The organism is Nocardia sp. NPDC127606 (assembly GCF_042671725.1).
Taxonomy (GTDB): domain Bacteria; phylum Actinomycetota; class Actinomycetes; order Mycobacteriales; family Mycobacteriaceae; genus Nocardia.
In genome coordinates this window covers 330,592-348,773 of sequence record NZ_JBHXWQ010000001.1, presented here as the reverse complement: position 1 = coordinate 348,773, position 18,182 = coordinate 330,592, and the positions used below count along the sequence as shown (strand labels likewise).

General features: G+C 66.6%; 19 protein-coding genes. 9 read left to right on the top strand and 10 right to left on the bottom strand.

The annotated features are described in order from the left end of the window. Positions 1-78 precede the first annotated feature (78 nt). Together ACFVJ5_RS01705 and ACFVJ5_RS01700 are read right to left on the bottom strand one after the other, a co-directional pair. Positions 79-2,421: an MMPL family transporter gene (locus tag ACFVJ5_RS01705; protein WP_379218014.1), complete on the bottom strand. Its 2,343-nt coding sequence runs from the start codon at positions 2,419-2,421 to the stop codon at positions 79-81. A gap of 207 nt (positions 2,422-2,628) precedes the next feature. Then, a complete protein-coding gene (locus ACFVJ5_RS01700; RefSeq protein ID WP_379218013.1) occupies positions 2,629-3,696 on the bottom strand; it encodes a lycopene cyclase family protein in 1,068 nt (355 codons plus the stop codon). Between the two features lie 109 nt (positions 3,697-3,805). On the opposite strand from ACFVJ5_RS01700, the gene ACFVJ5_RS01695 reads away from it, so the two are divergent. From ACFVJ5_RS01695 to ACFVJ5_RS01685, 3 genes are read left to right on the top strand one after another with little or no spacing between them, the layout of a single operon-like run. Next, the gene (locus ACFVJ5_RS01695; protein ID WP_379218012.1) at positions 3,806-4,708 is read left to right on the top strand and encodes a Ku protein; all 903 of its coding nucleotides are present in this window, start codon (positions 3,806-3,808) and stop codon (positions 4,706-4,708) included. A 15-nt stretch (positions 4,709-4,723) separates the two neighbouring features. Beyond that, positions 4,724-5,260 carry a GNAT family N-acetyltransferase gene (locus ACFVJ5_RS01690; RefSeq protein WP_379218011.1) on the top strand — a complete coding sequence of 179 codons (537 nt, stop codon included), beginning with the start codon at positions 4,724-4,726 and terminating at the stop codon, positions 5,258-5,260. Between the two features lie 55 nt (positions 5,261-5,315). Next, the gene (locus ACFVJ5_RS01685) at positions 5,316-6,434 is read left to right on the top strand and encodes an FAD-dependent oxidoreductase (protein ID WP_379218010.1); all 1,119 of its coding nucleotides are present in this window, start codon (positions 5,316-5,318) and stop codon (positions 6,432-6,434) included. 146 nt (positions 6,435-6,580) lie between these two features. On the opposite strand, the gene ACFVJ5_RS01680 is transcribed toward ACFVJ5_RS01685, so the two are convergent. After that, positions 6,581-7,447, bottom strand: a complete 867-nt coding sequence (locus ACFVJ5_RS01680) for a MetQ/NlpA family ABC transporter substrate-binding protein (protein ID WP_379218009.1) — start codon at positions 7,445-7,447, stop codon at positions 6,581-6,583. Positions 7,448-7,578: 131 nt separating this feature from the next. Between ACFVJ5_RS01680 and ACFVJ5_RS01675 the strand changes: the two genes are divergently transcribed. From ACFVJ5_RS01675 to ACFVJ5_RS01655, 5 genes are all read left to right on the top strand, one after another. Then, positions 7,579-8,451, top strand: coding sequence for a MetQ/NlpA family ABC transporter substrate-binding protein (locus ACFVJ5_RS01675; protein ID WP_379218008.1), 873 nt, complete (start codon positions 7,579-7,581; stop codon positions 8,449-8,451). Then, on the top strand, positions 8,448-9,461 hold the full coding sequence (locus ACFVJ5_RS01670; protein ID WP_378656072.1) for a methionine ABC transporter ATP-binding protein: 1,014 nt from the start codon (positions 8,448-8,450) through the stop codon (positions 9,459-9,461). The genes ACFVJ5_RS01675 and ACFVJ5_RS01670 overlap by 4 nt, the downstream gene beginning before the upstream one ends. Continuing rightward, positions 9,461-10,123: a methionine ABC transporter permease gene (locus tag ACFVJ5_RS01665; RefSeq protein WP_378627122.1), complete on the top strand. Its 663-nt coding sequence runs from the start codon at positions 9,461-9,463 to the stop codon at positions 10,121-10,123. The genes ACFVJ5_RS01670 and ACFVJ5_RS01665 overlap by 1 nt, the downstream gene beginning before the upstream one ends. Before the next feature lie 253 nt (positions 10,124-10,376). After that, entirely contained in the window at positions 10,377-10,703 is a 327-nt protein-coding gene (locus ACFVJ5_RS01660; protein WP_379218007.1) for a transposase, read from the top strand. After that, positions 10,700-11,554 carry an IS3 family transposase gene (locus tag ACFVJ5_RS01655; RefSeq protein ID WP_379218006.1) on the top strand — a complete coding sequence of 285 codons (855 nt, stop codon included), beginning with the start codon at positions 10,700-10,702 and terminating at the stop codon, positions 11,552-11,554. The genes ACFVJ5_RS01660 and ACFVJ5_RS01655 overlap by 4 nt, the downstream gene beginning before the upstream one ends. A 72-nt stretch (positions 11,555-11,626) precedes the next feature. On the opposite strand, the gene ACFVJ5_RS01650 is transcribed toward ACFVJ5_RS01655, so the two are convergent. Beyond that, the gene (locus ACFVJ5_RS01650; protein ID WP_379218005.1) at positions 11,627-12,127 is read right to left on the bottom strand and encodes a DUF4189 domain-containing protein; all 501 of its coding nucleotides are present in this window, start codon (positions 12,125-12,127) and stop codon (positions 11,627-11,629) included. 534 nt (positions 12,128-12,661) lie between these two features. Then, complete coding sequence (locus tag ACFVJ5_RS01645; RefSeq protein ID WP_379218004.1) at positions 12,662-13,945, bottom strand: PucR family transcriptional regulator; 1,284 nt, start codon at positions 13,943-13,945, stop codon at positions 12,662-12,664. Between the two features lie 159 nt (positions 13,946-14,104). Between ACFVJ5_RS01645 and ACFVJ5_RS01640 the strand changes: the two genes are divergently transcribed. Beyond that, the gene (locus ACFVJ5_RS01640) at positions 14,105-14,728 is read left to right on the top strand and encodes a TetR/AcrR family transcriptional regulator (protein WP_379218003.1); all 624 of its coding nucleotides are present in this window, start codon (positions 14,105-14,107) and stop codon (positions 14,726-14,728) included. Positions 14,729-14,789: 61 nt separating this feature from the next. Here the strand turns inward: ACFVJ5_RS01640 and ACFVJ5_RS01635 are convergent, their stop codons facing one another. From ACFVJ5_RS01635 to ACFVJ5_RS01615, 5 genes are all read right to left on the bottom strand, one after another. Beyond that, positions 14,790-15,218, bottom strand: a complete 429-nt coding sequence (locus tag ACFVJ5_RS01635; protein WP_379218002.1) for a DUF4189 domain-containing protein — start codon at positions 15,216-15,218, stop codon at positions 14,790-14,792. Positions 15,219-15,432: 214 nt separating this feature from the next. Further along, positions 15,433-15,918: a DUF4189 domain-containing protein gene (locus tag ACFVJ5_RS01630; protein WP_379219744.1), complete on the bottom strand. Its 486-nt coding sequence runs from the start codon at positions 15,916-15,918 to the stop codon at positions 15,433-15,435. 119 nt (positions 15,919-16,037) lie between these two features. Continuing rightward, positions 16,038-16,445 (bottom strand): metal-sulfur cluster assembly factor, encoded by a 408-nt coding sequence (locus ACFVJ5_RS01625; protein ID WP_378627114.1) that lies wholly within the window; start codon positions 16,443-16,445, stop codon positions 16,038-16,040. Next, entirely contained in the window at positions 16,442-16,924 is a 483-nt protein-coding gene (gene sufU, locus ACFVJ5_RS01620; RefSeq protein WP_379218000.1) for a Fe-S cluster assembly sulfur transfer protein SufU, read from the bottom strand. The genes ACFVJ5_RS01625 and sufU overlap by 4 nt, the downstream gene beginning before the upstream one ends. Before the next feature lie 3 nt (positions 16,925-16,927). Continuing rightward, positions 16,928-18,181, bottom strand: a complete 1,254-nt coding sequence (locus ACFVJ5_RS01615; protein ID WP_379217998.1) for a cysteine desulfurase — start codon at positions 18,179-18,181, stop codon at positions 16,928-16,930. Position 18,182: the final 1 nt, after the last annotated feature.

Sequence of the window (18,182 nt, the reverse complement as noted above, 5' to 3'; positions counted from 1 at the left end):
GCGGTTCGGCGTTGCCCGCCCTGCGATGTCTTGTCGGTTCGAGGTCTCGCGGCCTCCCGTCGAGGCCGACATGCTCTCCTACGCTCGCGAGTTCTCCCGCGCACCGTCCTCGGCCCGCGCCGGGTCGGCACGCTCGGCCTCAGCTCGGGCCGCCTCCGCCCGCGCCGCCTCCGCCCGGGCGAGCGGATCCACGACGACGATCTCCTCCGGCCTGGCGGCGAGCGGATCACGCACCACCACTTCACGTGTCGACCGGGCCGAGCCGCCCTCGTCCAGGCCCCACCGGTCGTGCAGGCGACGCAGGAATTCCGGTGCGTACCAGTTCGCGTCGCCGAGCACCTTCATCGTGGCGGGCAGCAGGAACCCGCGCACGAGGGTGGCGTCGACGATCACGGCCAGCGGCAGGCCGATGCCGAAGGCCTTCATGAAGGTGATGTCGGAGGCGAGGAAGCCGAGGAACACCAGCGAGATGAGAATCGCCGCGGCGGTGACGATGCGCCCCACCCGTTCCAGGCCGAGCGCGACCGCGGTCTCGTTCTTGCCGGTCCGGTCGTATTCCTCCCGGATCCGCGACAGCAGGAACACCTGGTAGTCCATCGCGAGCCCGAAGGCGGCCGCGAACAGCATCACCGGGACGGTGGCCGACAGGTCTCCGGTGACGGTGAAACCGAGCACCCCGGACAGGTGCCCGTCCTGGAAGATCCACACCAGCGCACCGAAGGTCGCGGTCAAACTCAGCGCGCTGAGGATCACCGCCAGCACCGGCAGCACCACGCTGCCGGTGAGCGCGAACAGCACGAGCAGCATCATGATCACCACGAAACCGAGCGCCCACGGCAGCGCGTTCTCGATCGCGGCGACCGAGTCGGCATTGGCCGCGGCCACACCACCGACCAGCAACTCGCTCGGTGTCTGCACCGCGCGCACCTGCTCGACCAGGTTCGCCAGGGCGTCGCTGTCACCGGTGGTCGGCACGATCGACAGGTAGACGGCCTTCTCGACCCGGAAGCGCGCGTTGGCCGCGGTGGGTTCGAGGAGCAACCCGCCCTGGGCGTAGCTGCCGGTGGCGGTGTCGACGCGGCGAACGTTGTCCAGGTCGGACATGTCACGGGCGATGGTGTCGAGTCCGGCCGCGCTGTAAGCGCTTTCGGGCAGCACCGCGACGAGGGTGTGCTGGTCGCTCTCGCCGAAGTCGCGCGCCACGATCTCGGTGACCTGACGGGAGTTCATCGATTCCGGCAGCGTTCGTTCGTCCGGGAAACCGAGTTTCACGCCGAGGAACGGCGCGCCGAGCAGAAGCAGCAGCGCGGTGACGGCGAGTCCGATCGAGATCGGCTTGCGCATCACGGCCGTGGCCAGCTTGTGCCAGGCGCCCTCACCCGGTTCGGGACGCGGCGCGCGCAGGAACCACCAGCCGAGCTGCCCCTTGTCGATGCGCGTACCGATCAGCAACAGCGCGGCGGGCAGCGCGGTGAGCGACACCAGCGCGGCCAGTGCCGCGACGACGATGCCCGCGTAACCCATCGACCGGATCGCCAGCAGCGGGAAGAACAGCAGGCCGGCCAGCGCCACCGCGACGGTGAGCGCGGAGAACGCGACGGTGCGGCCCGCGGTGCGCAGGGTGGTGGCCACCGCGCCCGCCGGGGTGCGGCCCTCGGCCAGTTCGTCGCGGTAGCGGTTGACGATCAGCAGGCTGTAGTCGATGGCCAGGCCGAGGCCCAGCAGCGTCGCCACGTTGGTCGCGGTGACGGACAGCGGTGTGAACAGGGTGAGCAACCACAGCGCGCCCATGGTGGTGAGCACGGTGCCGATCGCGACGAGCAGCGGCAGGCTCGCCGCGACCAGGCCACCGAAGACGAACAGCAGCGCGATCAGGGTGAGCGGGAACGCGATGGCCTCGCCCTTGGCGATATCGGTCTTGCTCTGCTGCACCGTCTCGTGCATGAGCATGGCGAATCCGCCCGCCCTGACCTGCAACGATCCTTGTCGGCCCGTCAGCTCTTCGGAGATGGCGGTGACGCGTTGGTCGATCTCGCGTTCGCTGCCGAGCACACTGGCGACGATCAGGCCCTGCTTGCCGTCGACACTGCGCAGCGCGGGCTGGTGGGAGGTCCAGTACGACATCACCTCGGTGACGCCGGCCCGTTCCTGCAGATTGGCGACCAATGCCGTTGCCGCCGCGGTGGATTCGGGGTCCTCGACCGATGACTCGGTTTCCACCAGCAGCAGCAGGTTCGGCGGCGCCTGTCCGAACTCGGTGCCCAACACCTCGAGCGCACGGCTGGATTCGCTCCCGGAGTCGGTGTATCCGCCGCCCTCCACCCGCTCGAACAGCGTCGCGCCCAGTGCGCCGAGCACCACTGCGAGCACCGCGAAAACGCCGAGCACCCAGCGACTGCGCCGCCTGGTGAATTCGAACACCGGATTGTCCCCTAACTCGTCACACCATCGCGCGAGGCGCATATCGACGTGCGGGGGCACGGTGTAGTTCCGGCCGTCCCGCCTCGTCGGCCCGATCCTGTTGGCGGGTCGGCGCGTTCGCGTGGCGATCGTAGCAACTTCGTGGCGGCACCGCCGGGCCTCTGGCACACCCTTGTTCGTCCGGTCGACGAGGAGTCTCGGCTTCGGCTACCGGCGAGCCGCGCCGACGACCGAGGTCACGACAGTGCGGCGCAGATTCGGCGGAAGTTCGGCGAACAGCGCGCGCATCGCGGCGAGAGTGCCGCCGAGGTCATCGAGGCCGGACAGATAGGAAAGTTGCAGGGGCGCGGGCAAACCGAAGAACGTCTCGAAGAAGACCGGGACCTCGCGCGGCGGGAGAGCCAGCAGCGCCCGCAATCCCGCGCGACGCAGGGCGGCCACCGCCCGCGCGCTCGGTGTCCACACCGCGCCACCCGCGACAACGGTGTCGGCGGCGGCGAGCGCGGCCGCGACGCTGTATCCGGTCGCGGGGTGGGTCAGCCCACCGGCGGCACCGAACCGACCGCGCCCCGGTGTGCCGCCCTGTACCGGAAACCGCACCCGTTCAACGGGTTCGGCTCCGGTGAGCGCGATCCCCCGCGCGCGTAACCGATGTTCGAGTCGGCGCCGCAGGACCTCCGGCGCGAGCGCGGGTCGCCCGGCGAGGCAGGTCTCCTCGAACAGCACGGTGTCGGCGCTCAGCGGTATCGCGTACAGAAACGACGGTGGGTCGTCGGGATCGGCGCCGTTGTCCGGTCGCCAGTCCATGAACAGTGTCGGCTCGAGTCCCGTACGGTCCACGACCACCCCATAGGCGGTCTGCTCGGCACGACGCGGCGACCGGGCCAACCCCCGCGCATCGACCACCTGCCCGGTCCGGGTCAGCCCACCCGCCGTCCGCACCGAGCGCGTGTTCACCTCCACGGCGCGGTCCGCGATCACGGTCGCGCCGTGGAGCGTCAACGACGACTGCAGCGCCGCGGTATCGAACACCTGATAGGGGCGATCGATCCGATGCTCGCGCACCGCCCACGCCGTCGGCCCGTCGACCGCCGCCGAGACCACGCCGGAATCGAGCCACCCGGGCAATTCATCGGCCCACGCCGCATAGGTCGGCGTCCATACCCGATCCGGGCGCGGATCGATCACAGTGACGTTGCGCCCCGCCGCCAGCGCACGATGGGCAACGGCCCGCCCCGCAGGCCCGAGCCCACACACGATCACCTCAACGCTCACCCGGCCATTGGAACAGACACAACGATTTCAAGCACCGCCGGATCACGGGCGGGCACCTATTCGAGATCGCTTGCTCGCCCCGGCTCGACATTTCGACCATGATGGGTGCATGAGATCGATCTGGAAGGGCTCGATCGCTTTCGGGCTGGTCAATGTCCCGGTCAAGGTCTATACCGCGACCGAGGACCATGACATTCGGTTCCACCAGGTCCACGCCAAGGACGGGGGCCGGATCAAATATGACCGGGTCTGCCAGGTGTGTGGCAAATCCGTGCAGTACTCCGATATCGATAAGGCCTATACCTCGCCGGACGGCGAGCAGGTGGTGCTGACCGACGCCGATTTCTCGAAACTGCCCGCGGCGGAGAAACACGAGATTCCCGTGCTGGAATTCGTGCCCTCCGATCAGATCGACCCGGTGCTGTTCGACAAGAGCTATTACCTCGAACCGGATTCCGCGACGCCGAAGGCCTATCAGTTGCTGGCGGCGACCCTGGAACGCATCGACAAGACCGCGCTGGTCCATTTCACGCTGCGCCAGAAGACCCGACTGGCCGCATTGCGCGTGCGCGACGGTGTCCTGGTCCTGCAGACACTGCTGTGGCCCGACGAGGTACGTGCCGTCGAATTCCCGTCGCTCGACGACGCGCCCGCCCCGCGCCCGCAAGAACTGAAGATGGCCGAAACCCTCGTCGAATCGATGTCGGGCGATTTCGACCCGTCCGAATACACCGACGAATACCAGATCGAATTGCAGAAGCTGCTCGACGAGGCGATCGCCAGCGGCACCGGCAAAGTGGAGCCCGCCGCCGAGACAGCGCCCACCGAACAGGCGGATGCCGAAGTCGTGGATCTGGTCGCCGCGTTGCAACGCAGTCTCGAGACCAGCGGGCGGCGGGAAGCCGCCCCGGAGAAGAAGCCCGCGAAAAAGGCCGCCAAGAAAGCCGCGCCACGCAAAGCCGCCGCGAGCAAATCCACCGCGTCCAAGACCGCGACCCGCAAGGGCGCGTAGGGCACACTGGCGGCTATGGACACCGCCATCGCTGTCGTGCCGATGGGATTGGGACATCTGCGTCAAGTCCTCGACCTCGGCCATCAGGTCTTCGACACCACCATCAAGCCGTATACGTCGTGGTCGCTCACGGCCGTCGCCGAGCACCTCGACAGCCCCGACAACGCCTGCTGGGTGGCCCTGGATTCCGACCGGGTGGTCGGGTTCGTCCTCGGGTCGATGGAATTCGAGCATCGCGACGACTGGGCGTATCTGGAATGGATCGCGGTCGCCCCCGATATGCAGGGCCACGGGATCGCGCGGCGGCTGGTGAACGTGTGCTCGGAGGCGCTGTTCGCCCGCGGCGCCCACCATATCGTCACCGATGTCGAGGACCGCAACAGCGCCTCGGCCGCACTGATGACCAGCAGCGGATTCGTGCCCGCCGCGACCGTCACCTTGCTGGTGCGGCCCAACCCCGCTGCCCCCGACGACGACGCCGCGCTGCCGCCGATCAGCAAACGCGATCTCGTCCGCCGCGGCAGACTGTCGGTCGAGCACCCGCTGCGCTGATTCGCCGCCGGAGCGCCTCGAGAGCATCAACCCTGGTCGGGCCTATTCTCGGCGGGTGGTTCCTACTCCGCGAGACGAGCACGACGACGCCGAGCTGACCGTGGTGGCCGATATGTGGTCGCCCGCGTGCACCGCGATCCGCACCTTTCTGGCTCGCAACGAAATCGCTTGTCGGTGGGTACAACCCACCGACCCGGCGGGCCGCGAACTCCTCGAGGACCACGGATTCACCGTCGCGGACACACCGGTGCTGTTCGGGCCGGACGGGCGCACCCTCAGACCCACCGATGAGGAACAGCTCGCCCAGTGGGCGGGTCTGCACACGAAGCCCACCGCCGACGACTACGACCTGCTCATCGTCGGCGGCGGCCCCGCGGGCATGGCGGCCGCCCTCTACGGCGCGTCGGAGGGACTGCGCACGATCCTGCTGGAACGGTGGGCGATCGGTGGTCAGGCCGGGCTGAGCTCGAGCATCCAGAACTACCTCGGTTTCCCCGACGGCATCTCCGGCTCCGAACTCACCGACCGCGCCCGCAGGCAGGCGTGCAAGTTCGGCGCCGAACTCGTGATCAGCCTGCGAGCCGACCACCTGCGACCGACGGACCACGGTTTCGCGGTGCACTGCACCGACGACATCACCGTCACCGCCCGCTCGGTGATCATCGCGACGGGCGCCACCTTCCGCACCCTCGACATCCCGAGCGTCGACGAGTTCAACGGCCGCGGCGTCTTCTACTTCTCCGCGCTCACCGAGGCACCGCTGTGTTCGGGCTCCGATGTCTACATCGTCGGCGGCGCGAATTCCGCCGGGCAGGCGGCGGTCTACTTCGCCTCCTGCGCGCGCAGGGTGATCATGCTGGTCCGCGCCGATTCGCTGGCGGTGGAGATGTCGACCTACCTGATCGAGCAGATCGAGGCGATCCCGCCGTCGAGGTCCGCACCGGCGTCGAAGTCGTCGACGCCTCGGGCGACACCCATCTCGAACACCTCACCCTGCGCGACCGCAAGACCGGGGCCATCGAGGAAGTGGCCGCGACCTGGCTGTTCGCCTTCATCGGCGCCGACCCGGCCACCGAGTGGCTCGACGGATCCTTCGCCCGCGACGACCGCGGCTACCTCCTCACCGGCCCCGATATCGCCACCGTCGCGGGGTCCGACTCCCCCTGGCCGTTGACTCGCCCACCCCTGCACCTGGAAAACACCGTGCCGGGGGTGTTCGCCGCGGGGGACGTGCGCGCCTTCAACGGTCACCGTGTCGCCGCCGCCGTCGGCGAGGGTTCGATGGCCGTGATGCTGGTGCACAAGTTCCTGCGCGACTGATTATTTGCGGAACTTCGATTCCAGCTCGCGCAGCGTGGCTTGCAGGTCGGCGGCGTCGTTGGTCTTGAAGATTCCCGCGTAGCCCGTCTCTGCCTGTACCGCGGCCACCACCGCCGGATCATGGTAGAGCTGCGCGAGTTTCAGGTAGGTCGGGTTGTCCTTGTCGGCCGCCCGCGCCGCGAAGACGTTGATGTACTGCTTCAGCTCCGGGCGTTCGGGGTCGTCGGTGTAGATGACCTGCTGCTGGGTCAGGCCGGCGGGCCCGGCGAACGTGTCGTCGACGAACGCCGCGTCGACGCTGTCGAGCGACTGCGCGGTGAGCGTCGGATCGATCGTGGTGAGCCGCACCTTCGAGGCGCCGGTGTCGACGTCGTCGATCGTGGAGTCCCAACTCGCACCGCCCTTCAGCACGATCAACCCCGCCGCCGACAGCCCGAGCAACGGGCGGACCTGTTGCGCCGGATTGTTGCTGAGCGTGATCTGCCCACCCCGCGGGATCTCGGCGACCGAGGTGTGCTTCTTGGAGTACAGGGTGAGCGGGAAGATCTCGGTCGCGCCGATCGGCACGATCGTGTCGTTGTTGGCCACGTTGTAGTTGGCCAGGTACCGCACGTGCTGGAATTTGTTGAGGTCGACCTGTTTCTGCGCCAGCGCCGGATTGGGCTGCTTGTAGTCGGTGAAGTTGACGTATTCGACGGTGATGCCCTGCTCGGCCGCCTTGCGTTTGTACACCTCCCAGTGCGGTTGAGCGATGTCGTTCACACCGATACGCACCACGCCGTCCGGGTGGTCTTGCCCACAGCTCACCGCCCCCGTCGCCAGCGCGACCAGGACCGGAATCGCCAGAAGACGGCGCAGGATTCGCATTGTCCGCAAGTTAGACGGGCGTCCCAGTGTTTGCGAGGATTTCGCTCATGGCAAGTCAAACCGTTGTCGGCGGGTAGCGCCGACAGCTTGGATGGCCGAGTTCATCTTCTGCTAGCAATTCGGGAGTACAAGTGAAATTCCGTCGGACACTGGCGATCCCAGTGCTGATTGCAACCGCGGCCCTCACCCTGACCGCGTGCGGTTCCGATGACGACGCGTCGGGTACGGTCGTGCGGATCGGCACCACCGACAAGGACAAGGCTTTCGAGGTCTTCGAACAGAAGGCCAAGGAGCAGGGCATCACGCTGAAGGTCACCAATTTCTCCGATTACAAGCAGCCGAATACGGCGCTGTCGCAGAAACAGATCGACCTCAATCTGTTCCAGCATCTGCAGTTCCTCGGCCAGTACAACGTGGCGAGCTCGGACACGCTCACCCCCATCGGCTCGACATATATTGTGCCGCTGGGCCTTTACTCGAAGAAGCACAAGGCTCTCGCCGATATCCCGGCAGGTGGTGAGATCGCGATCCCCAACGATCCGACCAACCAGGCGCGTGCGCTGTTCGTGCTGCAGGCCGCCGGCTTGCTGAAGATCACCGGCACCTCGGTCCAGCCGACGCCCGCCGACATCGACAAGGCCGCGTCCAAGGTGCGGGTGACTCCCGTCGATGCCGCCCAGACCGCGTTGTCGCTGCCGTCGGTCGACGGCTCGGTGATCAACAACACCTTCCTCGACCGGTCGGGCGTCGACCCGAAATCGGCGCTGTACAAGGATGATCCGAAGAATCCGGCCGCCGAGCCGTACATCAATGTGATCGTCAGCCGCGCCGAGGACAAGACGAATCCGACGTATCTGAAGCTGGTCGAGATCTGGAAGGACCCGGCCGTGGCCACCGCGCACGCCGAGGTCACCAAGGGCACCGCGGTCGCGGTCAACCGCCCCGGCGCCGAGCTCGAGCAGATCCTGGACCGGGTGCAGCAGGGCATCCGTACCACCAAGTGAGTGCCGAACCCGCCGCTGTCGAATTCCGCTCCGTTACGAAGGTTTTCGGCAGCGGCGACGATCGGCACACCGCGCTCGACGGTATCGACCTGCGGATCGAACCGGGTGAGATCTTCGGCGTCATCGGGTACTCTGGAGCGGGCAAATCCACGCTGGTGCGGTTGATCAACGCGCTGGACAAGCCGACTTCGGGCACCGTCACGATTTCGGGCACCCCCATCACCGGGGTGCCGGAGTCGGCGGTGCGCAAGCTGCGTCGCGATATCGGCATGGTGTTCCAGCAGTTCAACCTGTTCCGATCCCGCACCGCCGCAGGCAATATCGAGTACCCGCTGAAAGTGGCGGGCTGGAAACGGGCCGAACGCAAGGCCCGCGTGGCCGAACTGCTCGACTTCGTCGGGCTCACCGACAAGGCGCGCGCCTACCCCGATCAGCTCTCGGGCGGGCAGAAGCAGCGGGTCGGGATCGCCAGGGCGCTGGCGACCTCGCCCTCGCTGTTGCTCGCCGACGAGGCCACCTCCGCGCTGGACCCGGAAACCACGGGCGAGGTGCTGCGATTGCTGAAGAAGATCAACGCCGAACTCGGGGTGACCATCGTGGTGATCACCCACGAGATGGATGTGATCCGCGCGGTCGCCGACCGGGTCGCGGTGCTCGCCGAGGGCCGGATCGTCGAATTGGCCTCGACCTTCGACGTTTTCGCCGCGCCCCAGGCCGCGCCGACACGGTCGTTCGTGGCGACCGTGCTGCACAACCGGCCCGACGCGACGGAGCTGGATCGGTTGCGCGAGCTCCACGGCGGCCGGTTGGTCACCGTCGACATCGACGACCACAGCGGTCTCGGTGCGGCGCTGGCCGCCGCAACCGCCGCCGACGTGCGCTTCGAGATCGTCTACGGCGGGGTGAGCACGTTGCAGGACAAGACATTCGGCAGTGTCACTCTGGCGTTGCACGGGCCTGATGCCGCGCTGGATCGCGTTGTCGCCGACCTGGAACGGAAGGCGGGCTGATGGAGACCAACTGGGAGAAGCTGCGGCCCACGCTGTTCGAGGCGATCGGGACCACCGTCTATCTGGTCGGCGTGACGTTCGTCGTCGCGGGGGTGATCGGGCTGGTGCTCGGGACCGCGCTGTACACGACCCGCAAGGGTGGCCTGCTGGCGAACGGGCCGATCTATTTCGTGCTGAATGTGATCGTCAATGTGGTGCGCCCCATTCCGTTCATCATCTTGCTGGCCGCGCTCGGCCCGGTCACCCTGGAGGTGGTCGGCACCACGATCGGCTCCGAGGCGGCGTTGTTCGTGATGATCGTCGCGGCCTCGTTCGGGATCGCGCGGATCGTGGAACAGAATCTGGTGACGGTCGATCCGGGCGTGATCGAGGCCGCGCGTGCGGTCGGCGCGGGACCGCTGCGGATCATTCTCACGCTGATCGTTCCGGAAGCGTTGGGGCCGTTGATCCTCGGCTACACCTTCGTGGTGATCTCGATCGTCGACATCTCCGCGATGGCGGGCACCGTCGGCGGCGGCGGGCTCGGTGATTTCGCCATTGTCTACGGGTATCAGCAATTCCAGTGGCAGGTCACCATCGTGGCGGTGCTGATCATCATCGCCGGTGTGCAAGGTGTGCAGTTCTTCGGCAATTGGCTGGCCAGGAAAGTACTGCGCCGCTGAATCCAGCAGGGGCACGGGCCCATTTGAACTGCTCCCCGGAAGTCGGACTGAGAAACTCAGTTCCGACTTCCGGGGAGCAGTTCTATGCGTGCACGAAGTTCGTTGTCCGAGCAGCAACGTCTCACGGCGGTAGCGTTGTTCGAGACCGGCGCGGGTGAGCGCGCGGTCGCGACGCAGCTAGGAGCTAGGAGCTAGCGTTCCGGCGGTAAGACGGTTGTATGACCGGTGGCGGGTTCGCGGAAGGGCAACCCTGGTGACCAAACCGACGAAGCAGACCTACTCGTTCGAATTCAAACTAGGTGTGGTGCAGCGCTTCCTAGCAGGTGAGACGAAGGTCGAGCTCGCGCGTGAGCTCGCGCTGTCCTCGCCGAAGCTCGTCGAGACCTGGGCAAGGAAGTACCGCAACGACGGTGAGGACGGGTTACGCCCGAAACCGACAGGCCGCCCGAGAACAGATCCGGCCGAAGCTGCCTCGCAAGAGTCGACTCTCGCGAAGCTTCGCCGGGAGAACGAGCGGTTGCGGGCCGAGAACGCCTACCTGGGAAAAGTGTTGGCCTTGAGAGCGCAGCAACGGCGGTGAAGGTCGGTGCTGTCATCGCTCTCAAGGCCGAATACCGGCTCGACCTGCTACTCGAAGTCGCGGGACTGGCTCGCTCGACATTCTTCTATCACCAAGCTCGCTTGGCCGCGCCCGACCCGCACGCAGACCTCAAGTCCGCGATCCGGGAGGTATTCGAAGGCGTCAAAGGCCGTTACGGACATCGCCGTATCCACCATGACCTGCGCAGATCCGGATGGAGGGTGGCGAAGAAGACCGTGCTCAAGCTGATGCGGGCGCTGGGGCTGGTCTGCCAGGTGCGGCGGCGGAAGAAATTCAACTCCTATCGGGGCGAGGCCGGCAAGGTCGCTCCGAATCTGCTCGACCGCGACTTCACCGCCAGTGCGCCGAATCAGAAGTGGGTCACTGACGTGACCGAGTTCGGTGTCGGTGGACAGAAGCTGTATCTGTCGCCGGTGATGGATCTGTTCGACCGTCAGATCATCGCCTACTCGATCGGCACCTCACCGAGCCTGGCACTGACCAACAGTTCCTTGCGTGCCGCGATCGAGAACTTCAGTGACGGCCAGAGCCCGCTTGTGCACTCGGAACAGGGATTTCAGTACCAGCATGTGTCCTGGCGACGCATGCTTGCCGATGCCGGTGCGACTCAATCGATGTCACGCAAGGGCAACTGCTACGACAACGCCGTGATCGAGAATTTCTTCGGTCACCTCAAAGAAGAACGCTTCCACCACGTCCGATACCTCGACATAGACGCGTTGGCGACCGCGCTGCGCGAGTACATCCGCTGGTACAACACCGAACGTATCTCGACAAAGCTCGAGGGCCTGAGCCCGGTGCAATACCGAGCCCAGGCCCTCGCGGCCTAGACTTCTACTTGGTCAGTCCAACAATCGGGGAGCAGTTCAATTCGGTCCGTGCCCCTGCTGCTTCGCGCTTCTCTACACGTCCGCCGTGCACGCGGACAGGATGACACTCGCCGCACGCGGCGAGGCCGAACCCGGATCCGGGAACGGGGCCGCACTGATGCCGAGCGCGTCCACCGCGGAGCGCTCGGCCGCCTCCAGGGAGTGATCCCACGACCAGCCGAAGCGGTAGTCCGCGCCTTGTGCCACCGCACCGCACGCATTGCGGAATTCGACGACGACCTGGCAGTCGTGCACGCCGCACTCATCGAGCGCGGCCTGGCTCGCCGCGGCCCAGCTGCCGTAGTTCACCGCCGAGGCCACCACGGCGCGGCCCGACGACAACGCCAGCGCCCCGTACAGGTCACCCGCCGCGGTCTCGAATCCACCATCGCGCGACACCGCTGTGTACCCCGGCGCCTCAGCGATCGCCACACCACTCGCCCCCGCGGCCGCGGGCCCGGCGTTCACGACGGTGAACGCCGCCACCGCGGACAGCGCAGCCACACCAAGGGCGTATTTGCCCACAACAGACATCAGAGATTCTCCCCGTCGAAATACCGACTCCGCGCCTCGAAGCCGAACCCATCATGAACGGCCGCCGACTTCCCCGGAAATAGCTTTCCGGCATCGCCACGACACCATTCAGCGAACCTGTCGTAGCGCCGAGACATTTCCGGCCACAACAGTTCTCGCTTGTCGAAACGCCCGATTCCTCCCGAACCGCGCGTCTGCCACAGACTAACAACGCCCACCGACAAGTAGCGATGGACCGCTATCTACCGGCGAACCAACTCGTCGCGCGCCCGCATCAACGCGAACCCGAGCAGATTGAGCCCCTTCCACCGCACGGGATCCAGCGCACCCGAATCATCAGCTGCTCTACAGATTCGACGGTCATCACCCCCCTGGTTTTGGTCTATATAGCCATAGCACGGCACCAGGTTCACAGTCTTTCTCGATGCGCCGTCCGGCGTTCGTTTGGCGGACTGCGGGAGCGACGGTCGAAGGCCCCGGCATCGCGACGATTTCAGGGTCGCGGCGCCGGGGCCGGAGGTGGGGGTGGTGGGTTCAGGCCGAGCGGATGCCGTCCAGGTCGGAGTAGGGGTGAGAGGCGGGGCGGCGAGGGATTCTGGCTTCGGTGGTGGCGTGGGGGGCGGGGCCGGTGTGGAAGCTGCGGGCGATCATCGAGGAACGCAGTTGCCACAGGCCCGAGGACTGGGCCGGGTCGAGGCCGGTGAGTTGGGCTACCCGGCGCAGGCGATAGTCGACGGTGTTGGTGTGGATGTGCAGCAGCCGGGCGGTGCGCTGGCGGTTCATGTTGTTCGCGATGTGCACGCGCAGGGTTTCGTAGAGCTCCGGGTGGTTGTCGAGGGGGGCCAGGAGTTCACCGAGCCGGGCGCGACCGGGACCGGGGCGGGTGAGCTGGTACTCCAGGGCCAGGTCGCCGAAGCGGTAGAGGCCGGGGGCACTGTCGAGACGCTCCACCATGTCCAGGAGTTCGTGGGCGCGCTGGGCCGCGTCGGGGATCTCCTCGGTGGCCGCGGGCACCAGAGCCGCGGTGATGTCGACATGCGCGGCCCTCGACAGCGCTTCGACCAGTGCGTCGAGTTGCTCGCCGACCAGCAGATCGGCCGGGATCAGCAGCGTGCCGCCGTCGACCGACAGCAGCGACAGCACCTGTTCACCGCACCGGTGCGCCAACGCCGTCTGCACCCTGCGCAGCTTGCGCCGGGCCACCACCGCACCGTTCACGCGCGGGTCGCGCTCGTCGGGGTGCGCCCCGATCGAGAGAGCGAGCACCGAATACGCGTCGGAGACGGTGATGCCGACCTCGCGGGCCATGGTGACGGTCGACTGACCGGCCAGCAGCGCGGAGGTGAGGGTGTGCACCGCCGTGTGATGTTCACCGACCGCCTCGCGGTGTTCGCGGATGTAGGAGCGAGTCACGGTGGTACACAACAGGTCCGAGATCTCGACGACCCGGCGGAAGCCGTGGATCAAGCTCGCGCGATCGGCATCGGCCACCTCGTCGTAGACCGCGTCGAAGGACAGCCGGAAGCCCTCGTGGAAAGCGTGCAGGATCGTGTCGATCGGCACGCCTTCGCGCGCCCAGCCCGCCGCCGCCACCGCGAGCCGGTTCAGCTTCACCTCCTCGTCGCGGCCGTCCAGCATGCCGCCGACGATTTCCAGGCACATCCGGGTGACCGAGGTGACGTCGCCGGCGATCACATCGCCGGGTAGCGTCCGGCAGGTCGCGACATTGTCGACGAAGTGGCCGACCAACCGGCTGGTCATCGTCCGGACATCGCGCAGGGGCTGCCACAGGGCCGTCTCGTCCAGTGGGATCGTCATCGTCGACTCCTCCTTCTTCTACACCCCGGCGCCGCCGGTAGTGGTTGTGCTTCCGTCATGTCGGCCGAAGTGATGGCCTACACTGCGGTTTCTCTGTGATCATGACTGTAGGGTGAGCAACCGCTCACCTTCTACTCTTCTTTCTGCCGAGGTCGATAGATGCCCCCGCAAGCCGATAAGCAGCGCAAACGCCCCAAGCAGGACCGGGCGAAAGAGACGAGAACACGCATTCTCACGGTGGCCGCTCACCTTTTCGGCACCCGCGGTATCGGCAACACCTCGACCAACCGGATCGCGACCGAAGCGGGCATGAGCATCGGCACCCTGTACCGGTATTTCAACGACCGCGACGAGATCGTCAAAGAGCTCAACGACAGCCTGTTTCTGCAGGTAGAAGAGCGATACAGCCAGCTGCTGACCGCCAGTTCCGGCCAGTCCCCCCGCGATGCGGTGGTAAGCCTGATCCGCTCCGCCGTCGATATCCTCGTCTCGAACGGGCCGCTCGTGCGCGCCCTGGTCGCCGATCTGCAGTTCTACGGCAGCGGTATCCCCGAATTCGAGCCCCGGCTGCGAATGCTCATCAAGCTCTACATCATTCAGTTCATGGGCCCGATCAAGCACGTCGACATCGACGTGATGGCCTTCGTCGTGCTCAACGCGGGCTTCGCCACCGCGTTGCGGTCGGTCGAACTCGACGACGCCGAGCTCGACGCCATCATCGCCGGGACCGCCGACATGATCAGCGCCTGGATAGACTCGGTCGCCGAGGTCGAAAACGCTTAGTACACAACAGCAAAAGGGCCCGGATCCGTGTGAGGATCCGGGCCCGTTCGCTACGCGATGGTCAGCGCGCGTTCGCCGTGCAGATCGCGTCGACGACTTCGGAGCCGCTCATGCCCGCCGAGCCCGTGTTGGCCAGCAGCGCGGTCGGCGTCAGCTCGGAGAGGTTCTCGTAAGCCTTACGCTCGGCCTCTGCCCGCGTCGCACCGGTCGACCACGCGATGCCGTTGTCGCTCTCGACCAGCACGGCGCAGCCGTTGGCCCACGTCGTCACCACGTTGCAGTCCGCCAGGTGGCAGTCGGCGATCGCGGCGGCCTGGGCGGCCTCGGGGCTTTCCTCGTTGACGCTGGTGCCGTAGATCGCCTGGCCGTCGCTCAACGCGATCGACGCCCACTGGTCGCCTGCCGCACTCGCCGAACCGGCGCCCAGCACCGACCCGGCCGCAAGAACCGACGCCGCGACGGCGAAGACGGCCTTACCCATGAAACTCATTCGAAAGATCTCCTCTGGAACCTGTTCCGAAAGTCCGGAACCTTCAAGATCATCATCGAACCACCGGCGATAGCCAACCGCACGGTGAAACATCACATTGCCGCCGTGAGCGCATGAATCCGGGCCCGCTCGCTCCGCCGTGACCAGCGTCTGGGGCGAAGACGACTCGAGCCCGGACCGCGTCGCGGTCCGGGCTCGAGAATCGCCGTGACGATCAGCGCGCGTTGGCGGTGCAGACCGTTTCGATCACATGACCGCCGGCCAGCTGCGACGAACCAACGTTGACGAGCAGGCTCTGCGGGGTGCCCTCGGTCAGCGCGAGGTAGGCCTCCCGCTCCGCCTCGGCGCGGGTCGCGCCCTTGCCCCAGGCGATGAAGTCATCGTTCTCCACCAGGGCCGCGCAGCCGTTCACCCACACGGCCTCCACCGCGCAACCATCCGCGGCGCACTGTTCCAGCGCGGCAGCCTCAGCCTCAGCGCGCGTGGGATAGTCGACCGAACGACCGTAGTTCGCCCAGTCTCCGTCCGCGGCCATCGCGCCCCACTGGTCGAGGCCGACCGCATTCGCCGAACCGGCGCCCAGCACCGAGCCGGCCGCAAGGCCGAGCGCCGCGACGGCGAGGCCGGCCTTACCCATGAAATTCATTCGAAAGATCTCCTCTTGACACTGTTCCGGCAAGCCCAGAACCTTCAAGATCATCACTGATCGCCCGGTGACAGCCAACGGAAACGGGAAACATCACACCGACACCGGTCGACACATAACCGCAACAGAACGGGCCCGGATCCAACCAGGATCCGGGCCCGAAAAGTTCAGTGCTACACCGTGAAGCCGAGCGCGCGCAGCTGTTCGCGGCCGTCGTCGGTGATCTTGTCCGGGCCCCACGGGGGCATCCAGACCCAGTTGATCTTCAGGTCCTCGACCAGACCGCTGCGCACCAGCGCATTGCGGGACTGGTCCTCGATGACGTCGGTCAGCGGACAGGCCGCCGAGGTGAGCGTCATGTCGAGGGTGCAGATGTTCTCGCCGTCGACCGACAGGCCGTAGACCAGGCCGAGGTCGACGACGTTGATGCCGAGTTCGGGGTCGACGACGTCACGCATCGCCTCCTCGAGGTCCTCGAGGTGCTGAATCTGTTCGGCCGTCAACTCGACCTCGGCAGGTTTGTCGACCTCGGCTGCCGCCGCGACGTCCGGGGTCTGTGCGATATCGGTGCTCTCACTCATGTGGCAGACTCCCCATTTCCCATCGGTGCCTTGGTTTCCTCGGCCGAACTGATCTGCACGACAGCGTCTTTGAACGCCATCCACCCGAGCAGCGCGCACTTGACCCGCGCCGGGTACTTGCTCACGCCGGCGAGGGCGATGCCGTCGCCGATCATGTCCTCGTCGCCTTCGACGGTGCCGCGGCTGGAGATCATCTCGCTGAACGAGTCGACCACCTTCAGCGCCTGCTGCACCGGCAGCCCGATCACCTGATCGGTGAGGATCGAGGTGGCGGCCTGGCTGATCGAGCAGCCCTGGCCGTCGTAGGAGACGTCGGCGACCTCACCGGCGTCGTCGATCCGCACGCGCATCGTCACTTCGTCACCGCACGTCGGGTTCACGTGGTGCACCTGCGCACCGAACGGTTCCCGCAGCCCGCGGTGGTGCGGGTGCTTGTAGTGATCCAGGATCACTTCCTGGTACATCTGTTCCATACGCATGATCTAGGCAACTCCGAAGAAGGTCTTGGCCTTCCGCACGGCCGCGACCAGTGCGTCGACCTCATCGAGGGTGTTGTAGACCGCGAACGAGGCACGCGCGGTGGCGGCGACACCGAACTTGCGGTGCAGCGGCCAGGCGCAATGGTGCCCGACCCGGATGGCCACACCTTGGTCGTCGAGGATCTGGCCCACGTCGTGGGCGTGGATCCCGTCGACCACGAACGACACCGCGCCACCGCGATCGACGTTCTCGACGGGCCCGACGATCCGCACACCGTCGATCCCGGACAGACCCTCGAGTGCGGCACCGGTGAGCGCGTGCTCGTGGGCCGCGATCGCGTCCATACCGAGGTCCTCGAGATAGCGCACCGCGGCGGCCAGCCCGACGACCTGCGAGGTCATCGGCGTGCCCGCCTCGAAGCGCTGCGGCGGCGGCGCGTAGGTGGTCTTCTCCATGGTGACGGTCTCGATCATCGACCCACCGGTGATGAACGGCGGGGTCTGCTCGAGCAGCGCGCGCCGACCGTACAGTCCGCCCACGCCCATCGGGCCGAGCATCTTGTGACCGGAGAACGCGGCGAAGTCGACACCGAGCTCGTGGAAGTCCACCGCCATGTGCGGCACCGACTGGCAGGCGTCGAGCACGACGAGCGCACCGACTGCCTTCGCCCGGCGGATCAGTTCGTCCACCGGAGCGACCGCACCGGTCACGTTCGACTGATGGCTGAACGCGAGAACCTTTGTCGCGGACGACAGTTCGAGCGAATCCAGATCGATGCGACCGTCGTCGGTGATGCCGTACCACTCGAGGGTGGCACCGGTGCGACGCGCGAGCTCCTGCCACGGAACGAGATTCGCGTGATGTTCGAGCTCGGTGATGACGATCTCGTCGCCGGGACCCACCTTGTAGGGGAACCGGTCGTCACCGAACGCGTTGGCCACCAGGTTCAGCGACTCGGTCGCGTTCTTGGTGAACACGATCTCGCCGGGATCCGCACCGACGAAGCGGGCGATATCGGCGCGCGCCTCCTCATAGGAGTCGGTCGCCTCCTCCGCCAGCTGATGCGCACCGCGGTGCACCGCCGAATTCCGGGTGAGCAGGAACTCGCGCTCGGCGTCCAGCACCTGCAGCGGACGCTGCGAAGTGGCACCGGAATCCAGGTACACCAACGGTTTCCCGTCCCGCACCGTGCGGTGCAGGATGGGGAAGTCGGCCCGGATCCGGGCCACGTCGAGGGCTGGCACCGTCGCGGTCATG

What these genes read in the sequence shown, in the direction of transcription:
- ACFVJ5_RS01695 (WP_379218012.1), top strand. Translation starts at nt 3,806, where the DNA reads ATGAGATCGATCTGGAAGGGCTCGATCGCTTTCGGGCTGGTCAATGTC.
- ACFVJ5_RS01690 (WP_379218011.1), top strand. Translation starts at nt 4,724, where the DNA reads ATGGACACCGCCATCGCTGTCGTGCCGATGGGATTGGGACATCTGCGT.
- ACFVJ5_RS01680 (WP_379218009.1), bottom strand. Translation starts at nt 7,447, where the DNA reads ATGCGAATCCTGCGCCGTCTTCTGGCGATTCCGGTCCTGGTCGCGCTG.
- ACFVJ5_RS01665 (WP_378627122.1), top strand. Translation starts at nt 9,461, where the DNA reads ATGGAGACCAACTGGGAGAAGCTGCGGCCCACGCTGTTCGAGGCGATC.
- ACFVJ5_RS01650 (WP_379218005.1), bottom strand. Translation starts at nt 12,127, where the DNA reads ATGTCTGTTGTGGGCAAATACGCCCTTGGTGTGGCTGCGCTGTCCGCG.
- ACFVJ5_RS01645 (WP_379218004.1), bottom strand. Translation starts at nt 13,945, where the DNA reads ATGACGATCCCACTGGACGAGACGGCCCTGTGGCAGCCCCTGCGCGAT.
- ACFVJ5_RS01640 (WP_379218003.1), top strand. Translation starts at nt 14,105, where the DNA reads ATGCCCCCGCAAGCCGATAAGCAGCGCAAACGCCCCAAGCAGGACCGG.
- ACFVJ5_RS01635 (WP_379218002.1), bottom strand. Translation starts at nt 15,218, where the DNA reads ATGAGTTTCATGGGTAAGGCCGTCTTCGCCGTCGCGGCGTCGGTTCTT.
- ACFVJ5_RS01630 (WP_379219744.1), bottom strand. Translation starts at nt 15,918, where the DNA reads ATGATCTTGAAGGTTCTGGGCTTGCCGGAACAGTGTCAAGAGGAGATC.
- ACFVJ5_RS01625 (WP_378627114.1), bottom strand. Translation starts at nt 16,445, where the DNA reads ATGAGTGAGAGCACCGATATCGCACAGACCCCGGACGTCGCGGCGGCA.
- sufU (WP_379218000.1), bottom strand. Translation starts at nt 16,924, where the DNA reads ATGCGTATGGAACAGATGTACCAGGAAGTGATCCTGGATCACTACAAG.
- ACFVJ5_RS01615 (WP_379217998.1), bottom strand. Translation starts at nt 18,181, where the DNA reads ATGACCGCGACGGTGCCAGCCCTCGACGTGGCCCGGATCCGGGCCGAC.